Raw genomic sequence first — 15,450 nt, 5'->3', positions numbered from 1 at the left:
CATGATAAAGAATTATCTCAAAATCGCTTGGCGGAACTTGCTTAAGGATAAGGTGAATATCAGTTTAAATATCACTGGGTTATCGGTAGCCTGCGCCGTCGCTATTTTATTGGGAATGTCAGCCATGTTTCAACTGTCGTATGATGGTTTTCATGAACGGGGAGAATCAATTTATAAAATGGTAAGAACTGAGCAAACACCTAAAGGACCCAAAGCAGGTACCGTTCATGCTGCACCTTTAGCGCCAACTTTAGAAGCTGAAATGACTGGTGTTAAGCATATTTCTAGAATGGTTCAAGACGGCACACTTGCATTGTTTGGTGAGAAAGAGGTAAATATGGATATTGTTTGGGTGGACCAAGACTTTTTTTCCATGTTTAGTTTTCCTGTACTTCATGGAAATGAAAAAGAACCGCTGGCAGATTTAAACGATGTAGTGTTTACAGAAGAAGGAGCACAGAAACTTTTTGGATCAACCGATGTCGTTGGAAAAACATTCAATCTTATGGTAAATGGAGAAGAAAAACCATTTACCGTTAGTGCCATAGCTAAAGATATAGTGCCGCAAAGTAATTTAGACTTTCAAATTGCTGCCCGCTTTGAAAGTCATAGAGAGTACAATGAAGCCAAAGAACAGTGGGATAGGCAATATCACGAAGTGTTCGTAGAGCTGAAACAAGGGGTTTTGGCGTCATCATTTGAACAAAGCAGTAGATCGTTTGTAGATCTTTATTATGGCGAAGGTATTGAACGATTGAAAAGGGATGGCGCTACTGCAGACGAAAATGGTCGTTTTATAAATCTCGAGCTAGTTCCTTTAAAAGATGTACATTTTGCAAGTTTTAAAAACGGAACTGTTGAGGTAAGTAGAAGTAGACCCTATTTAATTTTTGGTGTCGCCTTGTTGATTTTGTTCATTGCATGTATTAACTATATAAATATGAGTATAGCCAAGACTGCAAAACGTCTAAAAGAGATAGGTATGCGTAAAACTTTGGGTGCGCAAAAAAAGCAACTATTTTTTCAGTTTTGGAGCGAGAGCCTGTTCGTGTTCATTATATCCATTAGCATAGGTGTAGTATTAAGTCTTGTGTTTTTGAATGATTTTAAATCTATGTTCAACACGCAGATTTCATCAAGTATGTTTTGGTCGCCCATGTTTTTAGCCGGGCTATTATTGTCCATTCTTGCAATTACTGTAGTAGTTGGTGGATATCCTGCACTCTTAATGAGTCGTTTAGGTACAATTCAGTCGTTAAAAGGAAAGCTCGAATCTTCGGGGAATAATCAAGTAAGAAATGTGCTAATGGTATTTCAGTTTAGTATTGCTATCATCATGATTGTGGGTACTTTGGTGTTATGGAGCCAAATTGATTACATGCGTAATAAAGATTTAGGCTTTGATAAAGAGCAGGTTGTGTCTTTTCCTTTAAACGGAAAACGCAACAGTCATGATATGGTAGATTTGTTACGCGATGAGTTGAGTGGTAATGCAGAGATTGTTTCTGTAAGTGGATCGGATAGTAACTTAGGACTTGGAAAAGATGGCAGCAGATCTTCTAGCGGTATCGGTTTTGAGTATAAAGGTCGTATCGTTATGACCAATTTTCTTATTGTTGATCATGAATATGTGCAAACCCTTGGTTTGAATATGGTAGCCGGAAGAAATTTTGAAAGTGCCGCGGATAGTTTAGGTGTGGTTATCAATGAGTCCATGGCAAAAGAATTAGGCGAGCAAGACCCGTTAACTTCACAGCTGGAAATTGAGGATGGAATTTTTTATCCTGTGTTGGGGGTGGTAAAGGATTATAATTTTAAAGACTTGGATAGGGCAATAGCGCCAATGACCTTTTTTATGAGTAGGCAACAAGATCTTACCTATGGATTTGTAAAAGTAGCCCCGACCAATATGGCAAATTCATTTGTTGCCTTAGAAAATGCTTGGAAAAAATTAGAGCCCAATGCAGATTTTTTAGGTTCTTTTTTAAATGAGAATATAGATAGAACATTTAGGCAAGAAAAAACCACGGCAAAAATGATTTCAAGTGGTTCTCTACTTGCTATTGTTTTAAGCTGTATGGGCTTGTTTGCAATGTCTTTGTTAATTGTACAACAACGTACCAAAGAAATAGGTGTAAGGAAAGTTATAGGTGCTAGTGTGGGTTCCATCACCTATATTTTAACCAAGGATTTTTTGAAATTGGTGCTATTAGCTTTTATCATAGCATCACCCTTATCATGGTATATTTTAAAGGAATGGCTGCAAAATTATACCTATAGAATTGATCTAAGTGTTTGGTTTTTTGCTGGTGCAGGTGCTATTGCCGTAGTAATAGCCATGCTCACCATTGGTACAAGAACCATAAGGGCAGCAAGAGCAAACCCTGTAAAAAGCTTAAGAACAGAATAATAAATAAGATTTTAACCAATAAGCGCTAACTCACTATTTCACTAATCAACTAATTCACAAGATAAAAATGTTATTACAATTAAGAAATATATTCAAATGGGTACAGCAAGGCGGGCAACGCGTGTTTTTACTTAAGGATATTAATTTGGAAGTTCAAGAAGGCGAATTTATTTCTATCATGGGTCCGTCAGGATCAGGGAAGTCTACATTGCTTAATGTGATTGGTATGCTAGATACGTTTGATGAAGGAGAGTATGATTTCTTGAGCGAATCTGTACACACCTTAAAAGAAAAATACCGCTCTAATCTGTATAAAGAGTATATCGGCTTTGTATTTCAATCTTATCATTTGTTGGATGACCTTACGGTAGAGGAAAATCTAGAAATGCCATTATTATATAAAAATATAAAAGGTTCTGAACGTAAAGCATTGGTAGCCGATATGTTGGATAGATTCAATATCGTAGGTAAAAAAGATTTGTTTCCAGCGCAATTAAGTGGAGGGCAGCAACAATTGGTTGGTGTGGCAAGAGCGTTGATCGGAAAGCCAAAATTGATACTTGCAGATGAACCCACAGGAAATCTAAACTCTCAGCAGAGTGAAGAGATTATGCAGCTTTTTAAGAAGTTGAATGAAGAAGAAGGCGTGACCATCATACAAGTAACACACTCAGAAAAAAACGCTGAATATGGTTCAAGAATCATCAACCTTCTAGACGGAAGAAAGATTTAGTTTTTGAAATATATAAAATGTCACTTCGAGCGTAGTCGAGAACTTAAATGTTTAAATGTGATTTTCGAATATAATGTTAGAATGTCAGTTCGAGTGCCCATTATTCAATAAAAAAATGAATAATGGATGTACTTCGGCTAAGCTCAGTAGAACTATCGAGAACCTTTTGAAAATAAATAGTTCTCTGAGTAAACTCCAAAACTCCAAAACTCCAAAATTCCATATTCTAACAACCAATTGCTAATCCGTATACCCTTCAGGGTGCATTTCATCAAACTCGGTTTGGTCTTGAAAAGCTTTTGCTAATAAAAGAATACTGGCTTCATCGTAAAGATTTCCAACAAGAGTAATACTTGTAGGATGTTTTTCTTTATCTAAACCAGTGGGTATTGCTATTACAGGGTGTCCGGTTAGGTTTGTTATAATCAATTGGCGATTACCAAAGGTTGGCGAGATGATAATATCAAAATCCTTCATTATAACCTGCATTTTTTCGATAAGCACTTGTCGGTGACGGTTGGCTTGTATGTATTCCACTGCAGGTATAAAACGTGATTGGCGAAGTGAATTTGCTCGTGAACGTTGTGTTTGTTCTACCATTTTATCTACTTCTTCTGCACGTACCATATCATCAAAGAAAGCACCTGCTTCTGCTCTCAGTATAATGTCAAAACTATTGTAGGGTACATCTTTTGGCAATTCAACTTCGGTTAGCGTTATTCCCATTTCTTGAAAAGTTTTTAATGCCTTTTCAAGATTACCTTTACTTAAAGAAGTGTCTTTTTCAATATCTTTCTTTAGGTATCCAATTCTTAGTGATTTGTAATCTTTTTTTGGTTCAAATCCGTCAGGGTAATCTGTGGTCATTCCGTCCTTTGGGTCCTTTCCTGTTATTATGCTGTATACAATAGCACAATCTTCGGCACTTCTCGCCATTGGTCCAACTTTGTCCATAGACCAACTTAAGCTCATTACCCCGTGTCTACTTACTCTACCGTATGTAGGTCGTAATCCTGTAATTCCGTTTCTATTACTGGGCGATGTTATAGAACCCAATGTTTCTGTACCCAAAGAAAAAGGAACCAATCCTGCTGAGGTAGCAGATCCAGAACCTGCTGATGATCCTGTGGCACCTTGTGTGGTGTCCCATGGGTTTTTAGTTTTTCCATCAAACCAAACATCTCCACGGGCAAGCGAACCAGATACGAGTTTTGCAACTAGAATACCGCCAGCAGTCTGTAATTTTTCAACTACGGTTGCGGTCATTTCAATTTGTTGATTACGGTAGGGTTCTGCTCCCCATGTGGTTTTATAACTTTTGACCGCCATTAAATCTTTTACCCCGTAAGGTATGCCATGTAAAATTCCACGGTAATTACCAGCAGCCAGTTCCGCATCTAGAAGCTTAGCTTGTTCCAATGCCATTTCCTCAGTTACGGTAATGGTACATTCTAAAATAGGATTATATTTTTTTAATCGAGCAATAAAGAATTCGGTCAACTCAAGAGAACTAATTTTTTGATTTTTAATAAGTGATGCCAGTTGAGGTATGGAGTAAAAAGCAAGATCAGATTTTTTGCTTGGTAGCGGTACATTATCTGGAATTTCCCATTCAGGAAATCCTGTTTGTGCTTTTGGAGTGAAATTCAAGGGCAAAGGGTCAAACCTAACTGCGGGAATTATATCGTTATCCAAAGTGTATTTTCGCAGGCTGTCAAATGCCTCTTTATTCCTTTTTAAATATGGGTAAAGCGTGTCAATATATTTTTTGTCAAAATCTAGACCTATTAACTTTTGCGAACTTTTTACGTCTTTTTTAGAAAATTCACTTTTAGAACTAGAGCAAGATGTAATAAGCAATATAGTTAGGAGACTAAAAAATGACAGTAAAGCTGATTTTTTGGTAGGTCGGTACATGAGTTAATTTTTAAACAAGATTCTAAATTACGGTTTTTAGGCAGTTTATTTTTCCTTGTAGATCATAAATAATTGAGAATTAAATTTCTGACAATAAGAGGATCTGTTTATAATGGCATCTTCATTTTCAATACACTAACTTCATAATCTAACATCTAAGGATTATCTTTGTTGTTTAGAATGAATTTATATAATGAAGATAGATAAAAAGGACGTTTTAAAGGCATTAGAACATATTACCGTTCCTGGTGAAGGTAAGAACATGGTAGAAAGTGGTGCCGTTACCAATATACAGATATTTGGCGATGAAGTTGAGGTTGATATTACTATAGCAAACCCAAGCCTACAAGCACGTAAAAAGACCGAGGTAGAGATTTTAAAAATCATACACAGAGAGGTTTACGAAAAAGCAAAGATTAAAATCAATGTTAAGGTAGATGCACCTGCTGCAAAGCCTAAAGTTAATGAGATAAAAGGTAAAGCCATACCTGGTATTTCTAATATAATAGCGGTAGCTTCCGGTAAAGGTGGGGTAGGTAAATCTACCGTAACGGCTAACCTAGCAGTTACTTTGGCAAAAATGGGCTTTAAAGTAGGTTTATTAGATGCCGATATCTACGGTCCATCAATGCCTATAATGTTCGATGTTGCTAATGATAAACCACTTGCAGTAAATGTAGACGGCAAATCTAAAATGAAGCCGGTAGAAAATTATGGCGTTAAACTATTGTCTATTGGTTTTTTTACTCAACGAGATCAAGCGGTAATTTGGAGAGGACCAATGGCTTCTAAAGCATTGAATCAAATGATTTTTGATGCACATTGGGGCGATTTAGACTTTATGTTGATCGATTTGCCACCGGGTACAGGCGATATACATTTAAGTATTATGCAAGCCTTACCAATAACTGGAGCAGTTGTAGTAAGTACGCCACAAGAGGTTGCGCTTGCCGATGCTAGAAAAGGTGTGGCAATGTTTCAACAAGATTCTATAAACGTACCTGTTTTGGGAATCGTAGAGAATATGGCATACTTTACACCTGCAGAGTTGCCAGGCAATAAGTATTATATTTTTGGTAAAGAAGGTGCCAAGCACCTTGCAGAAGATTTGAATGTGCCTTTTCTTGGTGAAATGCCATTAGTACAAAGTATTCGTGAAGCTGGCGATGTTGGTAGACCGGCAGCATTGCAAATAGCTACACCTGTAGAAAAAGCATTTGAAGAATTGACGAAAAATATTGTTAGTGAGGTAGTCTCTAGAAATAAAACACTACCACCTACCGAAGCAATTAAGATTACAACGATGGCGGGTTGTTCGCCTGTTAATAAAAAATAGATATGACATCAGTAGAACTAAAATTAAATGTTGAAAAAGCTTTAGAAGAAATCAGACCTTTTTTACAAAGTGATGGTGGTGATATTACATTAATTTCTATTGATGATGAATCTTCTGTTAAAGTAAAGTTAGAAGGTGCTTGTGTTGGATGCAGTGTCAATCAAATGACGCTGAAAAGTGGTGTTGAAATGACGATTAAAAAATACGCACCACAGATACAAGAAGTTATTAATATTGCAGATTGAATCCTGATAATTATCTTAACTTTTAATAGGATAGATTGATAGTTTTGAAGGATATTACAAAGAATTGAAGTAATGATTAAGACCGATATATTAATAATTGGAGCAGGACCTACGGGTCTTTTTGCTGTTTTTGAGGCCGGACTACTAAAACTAAAATGCCATTTAATTGATGCCTTACCACAAGCAGGTGGGCAGTGTTCAGAAATTTACCCCAAAAAGCCTATTTATGATATTCCTGGTTTTCCAGAAGTATTGGCGGGCGATTTGGTAGATAATCTGATGGAGCAAATCAAATCTTTTCAACCTGGGTTTACTTTAGGCGAACGAGCAGAAACAATCAAAAAATTAGATGACGGTACCTTTGTGGTAACCACAAACAAAGGAACTGAGCACCATGCGCCTATAGTAGCTATTGCTGGAGGATTGGGAAGCTTTGAACCTAGAAAACCCCTATTGGATAATTTGTCAAAATTTGAAGACAACGGGGTAGCTTACATGATTAAAGATCCTGAAGTATACCGAGATAAGAAAGTAGTCATAGCCGGTGGAGGAGATTCTGCTTTGGATTGGAGTATTTTCTTGTCAGATGTAGCTTCGCAAGTAACCTTGGTACATAGAAGAAACGAATTTAGAGGAGCTTTAGATTCTGTTGAGAAAGTTCAAGAATTGAAAAATTCAGGAAAATTGAATTTGATTACCCCAGCAGAAATTATTGCACTAAATGGTGAAGAGAAATTAGAATCTGTATTAATTAGAAAGATTTCTGATGCTAAGGAAGAGATTACTTTAGAGGTAGATAATTTTATTCCTTTATTCGGTCTTTCGCCAAAATTAGGTCCAATAGGTGATTGGGGATTAGAGATTGAAAAAAATGCCATTAAAGTTGATACGTTCGATTATCAAACTAATATACAAGGTATATACGCCATTGGCGATGTAAATACATACCCAGGCAAATTAAAACTAATTCTATGTGGTTTTCACGAAGCTACGTTGATGTGCCAAAGCGCTTTTCAAAAAATTCATCCAGATAAAAAGTATGTCATGAAATATACTACCGTAGGAGGAGTAAGCGGATTTGACGGAACTAAAAAGGAAGCGCCAAAAGCGGTAGTGAAAACAATTGAATAAATAAACTAAAATGTCATCCTGAGCGTAGTCGAAGGGCTACAACGCTATAAGTTTGAAAAATTATTATTGAATGACTGATATCAAAATAAAAATAATCGACCGCGAAGGAGTGTTGCATGAAATAGACGCCCCTACAGATATGAACATGAACCTAATGGAGGTTGTTCGTTCTTATGAACTAGCTCCAGAAGGAACCATTGGTATTTGCGGTGGTATGGCTATGTGTGCTTCATGCCAATGTTATGTAGTGTCAGACACAGAACTTCCAGAAATGAGTGATGACGAAGAAGCAATGCTTTCTGAAGCATTTAATGTAAAAGATAATTCACGCTTAGGCTGTCAACTTCATATTACCGAAGAAATGGACGGATTAGAAGTTGAGCTAGCTCCCGAAGAACTTTAGTTTTTATTGCGAGGAGTCTCTTTGTTAGGAAGTAATCTGTAATAAGAAAGGCTACGATTATGGCATTAAACATAATTAATAGTCGTAAAGGTTAAGAAATGAAAGTTGCTAATAAGATTTTGTCGATTTCAATTATTCTTATTAATTTTTATTTTTTGCCATTTACCATTATCTCTCTTAGAAATCTTATTGAATCTTTAGAATATGGGCTTTCTAGTATTCCACTCACCCTTTCAATCAATTTGTTGTTGATTAGTGCTTTTCTTGTTTTTAAGGATGGGTTTAGTAAAAGTATGTTACTACTGGTAATTAATGCCTTAGGCTTAGTTTGGGGGTTGTTTGTGCTTTGGCTATTATTGACTGTTCCATTAATGGATTGAAATTTTCAACATCAATTAACAGCTATATTTTCCAAACAACGCATAACGACCCTATACTTGATATTACGAAACAATAATTTAGCAGTCATTGAGAGGAAAAATAGAGAATGTCCCAGGTACTCACAAGGGTTCTTGATACAAATTTTCTCATGCTTCGAAAATTCACTCGAACTAACATCTTTTTAATTTCCAATAACCATCAGATACGTGTTCCAAACGAACAGATAGCCGCGTTACACTCGCTAAGACGAAGGGATTATTGTTTCCGTCATTGCGAGGAAACGAGATGAAATCAAGATTGAAGAAGTAATCTGCTAAATTCGTGTTCCTAAGTTTTTCAACTGCGCTCAAAATGACAGTTATTGTTCCAACAACGAACAACCTTCAACCAATTTATATTCTAGCCTGGTATGTAAACAAGTTGTGGTATCTGCCTTCTACTGCAATTAGTTCTTCGTGAGTACCTTGTTCTGCTATGCGTCCGTTTTCGATAACTAAAATTTGATTCGCTTTTCTAATGGTACTTAATCTGTGGGCAATGACAAAAGTTGTTCTTCCTTTGGTAAGTTCAGCTAAACTTTTTTGAATTAGCGCCTCGCTTTCGGTATCTAAGTTAGAAGTAGCCTCATCAAGTATTAATATTCTAGGGTTTGCCAATACAGCTCTGGCTATAGCTATACGTTGTCTTTGTCCGCCAGATAATTTGACTCCTCGCTCACCAATAACGGTATTTAACCCTTCTTCAAATCTATCTGTAAACTCATCAACATAGGCTGCTTTAATAGCGGCTTGCAACTCTTCTTCAGAAGCATCAGGTCTTGGGAAAAGTATGTTTTCTCTAATAGTACCTTCAAATAGAAAATCGTCTTGTAAAACAACGCCTAGATACTGTCTAAAACTAGTAAGATCAACTTTTGATAAATCTGTACCGTCTATGGTAATCTCTCCCGAATCCGGATTTAGGAAACTAGCGGCCAAGCCTGCAATGGTAGATTTACCAGAACCAGAACTGCCAACTAAAGCAATTACATCGCCAGATTTTGCTTCAAAGCTAATGTTGTGTAAAACATCTTTGTCTTCTTCGTAGGCAAATGACACATCATTAAAAACCATATCGCCTTTAATATCAGATAGTGTTATGGTTCTGTCTTTTTCATCAGATTCAGATACCTTGTTCATTAACTCTTCCGTACGGTCTAAACCTGCTAAAGCTTCTGTCAATTGGCTTCCTATATTACTCATTTGCACAATAGGCGCTACCATAAGAGCTAGAAGAAATGTGAACTCAAAATACTCACCGGTAGTCAATTCTCCCTGCATCATTTTATAACCGCCAAAACCCATCATGATTCCGGTTGTTGCCAGACCTAGTAAAAAAGTGGAGGCACTGGTCATAAATGCTGTGGCTGTTAAACTCTTCTTTACATTTTGGTATAATCTATCTACACCTTCTTCAAAAACTTTACTTTCTTGACCTTCAGCGTTAAATCCTTTTATAACGCGAATTCCGCCAAGGGTTTCTGTCAACCTACCTTTTACTTCCGCATTAATTTTACCGCGCTCCCTAAATACCGGTCTAATAATCTTGAATGCTTTCAATGCAATAAATGCAAATAATATTAAGGGAACAAAGGTTAAAAGCGTCATGGTCGGGCTAATTCTTAATAAAAGAATAAGAGATACCACTGCGGTAATTGTACCACCTACAAGTTGTACGAGTCCGGTACCGATCAAGTTTCTTACACCTTCAACATCGCTCATAATTCTAGAAACCAGAGAGCCCGATTTGGTATTGTCAAAAAATCGAATAGGAAGCGAAAGTACTTGTTTTTGTACTTGAGAGCGCAATTCAGAAATCATGAACTGCGCCTGTATACTTAGTACTTTAGTTAATAAGAATGACATAACCGCTTGTACCAAAAATGCAAAAATCACCACTGCAACCAATATTTTTAATAGGTCGTAATTTTTATTGGGTATGATGTCATCTAAGAAGTAACGTAAGGATACCGGCGCAACAAAACTTGCCGCTTTACTGATAACAATAAGCAATAAGCCCAGCAAAACCAATTTTCTACGAGGCCAGATGATAGTTTTGAATGCGGTTAGAATACTTACTTTTTTTTCTGCCATAGGGGTTTACTCTTACTAATTACTGTTTAAAATACTATTGTCCGGACGAGCGCAGTCGAGACCTTATTTGTTCTCTGGTTTAAAATCTGAATGTGATGCATTTCTACATTCTGCTAAAATCTGGATTAGGTCAAAATTTCCATTGGCTAAAGCATATTTCTTTTTTGCACTCCATTTTTTTTATTTTCTTCTCAAATAATATTGCCTGTTTTACATCATTAAATTCTTGATGAAAAATTAGTTCAACCGGTCTACGTTTGTATGTAAACTACCTGTATTCATGCCTTTTTGGTGTTCTTCTAATCTTCTAGAAATATCATTAGTTATACCTGTGTAGGCTAAGCCATCAGAACATTTTAAAATATATACATAATACAATTTCATTTACATTATAAAAAGAGGTCTCGACTGCGCTCGACCTGACATCGATCTGCAAGTTACTTCAATTCTAAAGTTTTACCGAATCTAGAATAGATTTTGATAATGACTATTTGTGTCGATAAAGGTTTTTATATTTGAGTAACCTGATTACCGACCAATGCTTAAAAAAACAATTCTTCTTTTTTTATTAGTTACATTTTATTCGAATGCCCAAGAGCAATACTACGAATTGCGCGATTTCGTAACTGACAGTGCTATCATTTTTACTCCAGATCAAGTGGTTGATTTAAATCAGCGTTTGGTTGATTTTGAAGACGCTACTACAAATCAGTTGGTGGTGGTAACCATAAAAGAATTAGGCTTTGATACCATTAAGTCTTATGCCAACGGTCTATTTAATCAGAATGGAATTGGTCAAAAAGGGAAGGATAACGGACTATTGATTTTATTTTCAGAATTGGACAGAGAGGTTAGAATAGAGGTCGGTTACGGATTGGAACCCTACATTACCGATGCCGTAGCATCAAGAATTATAAGAAATACCATGATTCCTAACTTTAAGGAAGAGAAGTATTTTGCAGGCATAGATAAAGCAACGGATCAGCTTATAACGTTTCTTAATGATCCAGAAGCACTTGATGAGTTTAAAAAAGAAATTGCCGATGAAAATAGTAGGGAAAGACTTTATATGATTATATTTTTAGGAGTTTTTCTATCCATATTTGTAGGTGTTGGTGGGTTTTTCTTTTATAGAAGTTACAGGAATATCATAGAGGTTTTTAGAGGGATATTTATGGGTAAGCTGGGAGTGTTACCTGGTTTTTTTATGCTATTAGGAGGTTCTCTTTCTACATTGTTTGGTATGGTTTTCATGGTTGTGCCACTTTTTGTTGGATATAGTGTTTATACAGCTGATCAAGATATTGCCATGCAAATCTTTGATAATCCTAAAATTTTGTTGTGGTTGTTACTTCCGTTTTTTGGCATAGCTGCTATCATCGCATTTATAAAGCTAAAACTATCGGGTAAGGAAGATTTGAGAATTTCGTGGCTAAAAAACGATAAAACATATTATAGAAAAACATTTTCTTCATCAGGAAGTCATTCTTTTGGTTCTGGCAGCAGTTCTTCAGGCGGAGGTGGTAGTTCATTTTCTGGAGGCGGTGGAAGTTCTGGCGGTGGTGGATCAAGCGGAAGTTGGTAAAATTCAAGTACTTTTATAATCCTCAATAATTCATTAAAATAATGCTCATGAACAGAATTATTTATTTGCTAGTATTTCTATTGGTTTTATCGTGTAAGACAAATAAGCCAGAGAAAGGTGAAATAGAAGAATGGGAAGCGCAAGCAGCCAATATTGAAATAATAAGAGATGATTTTGGTGTGCCTCATATTTATGGTAAGACCGATGCCGATGCGGTTTTCGGATTGTTATATGCACAGTGTGAAGATGATTTTAATCGAGTTGAGCAAAACTATATTTGGGCAACAGGTAGGTTGGCAGAAATAGATGGGAAAGAAGCGTTGTATAGCGATTTAAGAGCAAAGTTGTTCATGACTGAAGAGGAGGCAATCGTTAATTATGAAAATAGTCCCGCTTGGTTAAAAAAATTATGTGATGCCTTTGCTGACGGAATCAATTATTACCTATACACACACCCAGAGGTAAAACCGAGATTATTAACGCATTTTGAACCATGGATGCCTATGTATTTTAGTGAAGGATCTATAGGTGGAGATATTGAGCGTATTTCAACTAAGAAAATTGCCGCGTTTTATGAAAGTGATATGGCGTTACCAAAAGTGGAATTGATGCAATTACAGAAAGAAAAGGAAGCTGAAGAACCCCAGGGTTCTAATGGCATTGCTATTTCAGGAAAATTGACACAGTCCGGCAATCCGTTATTATTGATCAATCCGCATACCTCTTTTTATTTTAGGGGAGAAGTTCATGTAGTTTCGGAGGAAGGATTAAATGCTTACGGTGCGGTAACTTGGGGTCAATTTTTTGTGTATCAAGGTTTTAATGAAAAAACCGGATGGATGCATACATCTACCTATACCGATGTTATGGATGAATTTAAGGAAACCATTGTTGAGAACGATGATAATTTGTTCTATGAATATGGAGAAGAATTACGACCTGTAAAATCATTTGAAATCGTATTGAAATATCTTGATGGTAAAAAGTTGAAAGAGAAGAAATATCCTGCCTATAGAACTCATCACGGTCCCATAACCCACGTTGCCGATGGACAATGGACAGCATCTGCGATGATGTGGGAACCAGTAAAAGCTTTAGAGCAGTCATTTATACGAACCAAACAAAATGGGTACAAAGGTTTTCGTGATATGATGGATATTCGAACCAATTCAAGTAACAATACCGTGTATGCAGATGCGGAAGGGAATATTGCTTATTTTCATGGCAATTATGTTCCAAAACGCGATGTACAATTCAATTATGCTGAACCCGTTGATGGTAGTAATCCTAAAACAGATTGGCAGGGATTGCATACGGTAGATGAAAATATTTTGGTTTTGAATCCTGAAAATGGGTGGATTCAAAATTGTAATTCTACTCCGTTTACTTCAGCTTTAGAATTTAGTCCTAAGACAGAAGATTATCCATATTACATGTCAAAAGATCAAGAGAATTTTAGGGGAGTACATGCAATAGAATTGCTAAAAGATAGAAAGAGGTATACTATAGATAGTTTAATTCAATTAGCACACGACCCATATTTACCAGCATTTAAAGCTTTGATACCTGGTTTGGTCAAAGCCTATAATTCTCATGATGATAAAAATCCGAAACTAAGGGAGCCAATAAAAATTCTTGAAAATTGGGATTATACTACGGGCGAAGATCAAGTTGCTATGACCTTGGCTCATTTTTATGGTACCGCAATGGGTAATAGGGCTAAGCATCCAGAAAATATTAGTGATATGGAGCGTATGACCTATTTTGGTACACATACAGAAGAATCATTAAAAATCTTCGAAGAAGTAATCGATCAGCTAACGGCTGATTATGTGACGTGGAAAATACCTTGGGGAGAGGTGAATAGGTATCAACGCATAACAGGTGATATCGTTCAACAATTTGATGACAATAAACCTAGTATTCCTATCGGTTTTGCCTCAGGAAGGTGGGGAGCACTGGCTGCATATGGTGCGCGATACACAACAGAAGGTGCCAAAAAAATATATGGTACAAGGGGTAATAGCTTTGTGGCCGTGGTAGAATTTGGAGATATGGTAAAGGCTAAGAGTATATTGGCAGGCGGGCAAAGTGGTGATCCTTCCTCACCACATTTTGATGATCAGATTGAAAGCTATAAGAATGTAGATTGGAAAGAAGTGCCTTATTACCGCGAAGATGTCTTAAAAAGAGCAGAGAAAACTTACAGACCTGGTGAAAGAAAGTAGTATATTTAGGTAATAATCAGTGTGTTAATCCGAATATCACTAAATACCTAACCATACATGGAGCTAAAAATTGAAAACCTAAGTAAGACCTATTCCAATGGCGTACACGCTTTAAAAAATATTACATTAACCATTCCACATGGTATGTTCGGTCTTTTAGGACCAAATGGTGCCGGTAAATCTTCCCTTATGCGTACCATGGCTACATTGCAACAGCCAGATTCTGGAAGTATTACCATGGGTGATATCGATATTTTAAAGGATACTGACAGGGTAAGGGAGGTATTAGGTTATTTGCCACAAGAGTTTGGTGTGTATCCAAAAGTGACTTCTTATAAAATGTTGGATCATATAGCTTCGTTAAAAGGTGTTTCTAATAAAGGCGAACGAAAAGATTTGGTTGAGGCGCTATTGAATAAAACTAACCTTTGGCATGTTCGAAATAAAAGTTTAGGAACTTACTCCGGTGGTATGAAACAACGTTTTGGAATTGCCCAAGCGTTAATTGGTTCTCCCAAATTAATTATAGTTGATGAGCCTACAGCTGGTTTAGATCCTGCAGAACGTGTTCGATTTCATAATTTGTTGAGTGAAATAGGAGAGAACACTATTATAATTCTTTCTACACATATAGTAGAAGATGTGGCTAACCTTTGTAAGAATATGGCAATTATTTGTCTAGGGGAGGTAGTGGCCCAGGGTAACCCTACAGAATTGACCTCTGGAGTACAAGGTAAAATCTGGAAAAAAATGATTGATAAGAAAGATCTCGATGCATATAAAGCAGAGCATCAGGTAATTTCTACGCATTTAAAAGCTGGTAGAACTATAATTCATGTATACAGTGAAATAAAACCAGATGAAACCTTTCAAGCTAGTCCTGCCAATTTAGAAGATGTTTATTTCACTGAAATAACCGCACGCTTGAATGCTGTTAACGCATAGTCAA

At 36.5% G+C, this 15,450-nt stretch carries 11 protein-coding genes and 1 pseudogene; 9 read left to right on the top strand and 3 right to left on the bottom strand.

Annotation, left to right across the window (positions count from 1 at the left end; translation table 11 throughout):
- Position 1 precedes the first annotated feature (1 nt).
- Both DFQ03_RS14795 and DFQ03_RS14790 read left to right on the top strand, forming a co-directional pair.
- Positions 2-2,410, top strand: coding sequence for an FtsX-like permease family protein (locus tag DFQ03_RS14795; RefSeq protein ID WP_133674003.1), 2,409 nt, complete (start codon positions 2-4; stop codon positions 2,408-2,410).
- A gap of 67 nt (positions 2,411-2,477) precedes the next feature.
- The gene (locus tag DFQ03_RS14790; protein WP_133674001.1) at positions 2,478-3,143 is read left to right on the top strand and encodes an ABC transporter ATP-binding protein; all 666 of its coding nucleotides are present in this window, start codon (positions 2,478-2,480) and stop codon (positions 3,141-3,143) included.
- A gap of 240 nt (positions 3,144-3,383) precedes the next feature.
- On the opposite strand, the gene DFQ03_RS14785 is transcribed toward DFQ03_RS14790, so the two are convergent.
- Complete coding sequence (locus DFQ03_RS14785; RefSeq protein ID WP_133673999.1) at positions 3,384-5,060, bottom strand: amidase; 1,677 nt, start codon at positions 5,058-5,060, stop codon at positions 3,384-3,386.
- Between the two features lie 193 nt (positions 5,061-5,253).
- On the opposite strand from DFQ03_RS14785, the gene DFQ03_RS14780 reads away from it, so the two are divergent.
- From DFQ03_RS14780 to DFQ03_RS14765, 4 genes are all read left to right on the top strand, one after another.
- The gene (locus DFQ03_RS14780; protein WP_133673997.1) at positions 5,254-6,396 is read left to right on the top strand and encodes an Mrp/NBP35 family ATP-binding protein; all 1,143 of its coding nucleotides are present in this window, start codon (positions 5,254-5,256) and stop codon (positions 6,394-6,396) included.
- A gap of 2 nt (positions 6,397-6,398) precedes the next feature.
- Positions 6,399-6,641, top strand: coding sequence for a NifU family protein (locus DFQ03_RS14775; protein WP_133673995.1), 243 nt, complete (start codon positions 6,399-6,401; stop codon positions 6,639-6,641).
- A 72-nt stretch (positions 6,642-6,713) separates the two neighbouring features.
- Positions 6,714-7,772, top strand: coding sequence for an NAD(P)/FAD-dependent oxidoreductase (locus tag DFQ03_RS14770; protein WP_133673993.1), 1,059 nt, complete (start codon positions 6,714-6,716; stop codon positions 7,770-7,772).
- Between the two features lie 70 nt (positions 7,773-7,842).
- Positions 7,843-8,175, top strand: coding sequence for a 2Fe-2S iron-sulfur cluster-binding family protein (locus tag DFQ03_RS14765; RefSeq protein WP_133673991.1), 333 nt, complete (start codon positions 7,843-7,845; stop codon positions 8,173-8,175).
- Between the two features lie 773 nt (positions 8,176-8,948).
- Here DFQ03_RS14765 and DFQ03_RS14760 read toward each other — a convergent pair.
- Both DFQ03_RS14760 and DFQ03_RS14755 read right to left on the bottom strand, forming a co-directional pair.
- Positions 8,949-10,688 (bottom strand): ABC transporter ATP-binding protein, encoded by a 1,740-nt coding sequence (locus DFQ03_RS14760; RefSeq protein ID WP_133673989.1) that lies wholly within the window; start codon positions 10,686-10,688, stop codon positions 8,949-8,951.
- 63 nt (positions 10,689-10,751) lie between these two features.
- A pseudogene (locus DFQ03_RS14755) lies at positions 10,752-11,072 on the bottom strand (GIY-YIG nuclease family protein).
- 154 nt (positions 11,073-11,226) lie between these two features.
- On the opposite strand from DFQ03_RS14755, the gene DFQ03_RS14750 reads away from it, so the two are divergent.
- Genes DFQ03_RS14750 through DFQ03_RS14740 form a run of 3 tightly spaced genes read left to right on the top strand, consistent with a single transcriptional unit; the run spans position 11,227 to position 15,446 of the window.
- Positions 11,227-12,273, top strand: a complete 1,047-nt coding sequence (locus tag DFQ03_RS14750; RefSeq protein WP_133673988.1) for a TPM domain-containing protein — start codon at positions 11,227-11,229, stop codon at positions 12,271-12,273.
- Positions 12,274-12,320: 47 nt separating this feature from the next.
- Positions 12,321-14,501 (top strand): acylase, encoded by a 2,181-nt coding sequence (locus DFQ03_RS14745; RefSeq protein WP_133673987.1) that lies wholly within the window; start codon positions 12,321-12,323, stop codon positions 14,499-14,501.
- 57 nt (positions 14,502-14,558) lie between these two features.
- Complete coding sequence (locus DFQ03_RS14740; protein WP_133673985.1) at positions 14,559-15,446, top strand: ABC transporter ATP-binding protein; 888 nt, start codon at positions 14,559-14,561, stop codon at positions 15,444-15,446.
- Positions 15,447-15,450 lie beyond the last annotated feature (4 nt).

The organism is Maribacter caenipelagi, assembly GCF_004364175.1.
GTDB classification, from domain to species: domain Bacteria; phylum Bacteroidota; class Bacteroidia; order Flavobacteriales; family Flavobacteriaceae; genus Maribacter; species Maribacter caenipelagi.
This window is presented reverse-complemented; position numbering and strand designations above follow the sequence as displayed.

Excerpts from the sequence above, each read along its gene's own strand:
- DFQ03_RS14795 (WP_133674003.1), top strand. The coding sequence starts at position 2 with ATGATAAAGAATTATCTCAAAATCGCTTGGCGGAACTTGCTTAAGGAT.
- DFQ03_RS14790 (WP_133674001.1), top strand. The coding sequence starts at position 2,478 with ATGTTATTACAATTAAGAAATATATTCAAATGGGTACAGCAAGGCGGG.
- DFQ03_RS14785 (WP_133673999.1), bottom strand. The coding sequence starts at position 5,060 with ATGTACCGACCTACCAAAAAATCAGCTTTACTGTCATTTTTTAGTCTC.
- DFQ03_RS14780 (WP_133673997.1), top strand. The coding sequence starts at position 5,254 with ATGAAGATAGATAAAAAGGACGTTTTAAAGGCATTAGAACATATTACC.
- DFQ03_RS14775 (WP_133673995.1), top strand. The coding sequence starts at position 6,399 with ATGACATCAGTAGAACTAAAATTAAATGTTGAAAAAGCTTTAGAAGAA.
- DFQ03_RS14770 (WP_133673993.1), top strand. The coding sequence starts at position 6,714 with ATGATTAAGACCGATATATTAATAATTGGAGCAGGACCTACGGGTCTT.
- DFQ03_RS14765 (WP_133673991.1), top strand. The coding sequence starts at position 7,843 with ATGACTGATATCAAAATAAAAATAATCGACCGCGAAGGAGTGTTGCAT.
- DFQ03_RS14760 (WP_133673989.1), bottom strand. The coding sequence starts at position 10,688 with ATGGCAGAAAAAAAAGTAAGTATTCTAACCGCATTCAAAACTATCATC.
- DFQ03_RS14750 (WP_133673988.1), top strand. The coding sequence starts at position 11,227 with ATGCTTAAAAAAACAATTCTTCTTTTTTTATTAGTTACATTTTATTCG.
- DFQ03_RS14745 (WP_133673987.1), top strand. The coding sequence starts at position 12,321 with ATGAACAGAATTATTTATTTGCTAGTATTTCTATTGGTTTTATCGTGT.
- DFQ03_RS14740 (WP_133673985.1), top strand. The coding sequence starts at position 14,559 with ATGGAGCTAAAAATTGAAAACCTAAGTAAGACCTATTCCAATGGCGTA.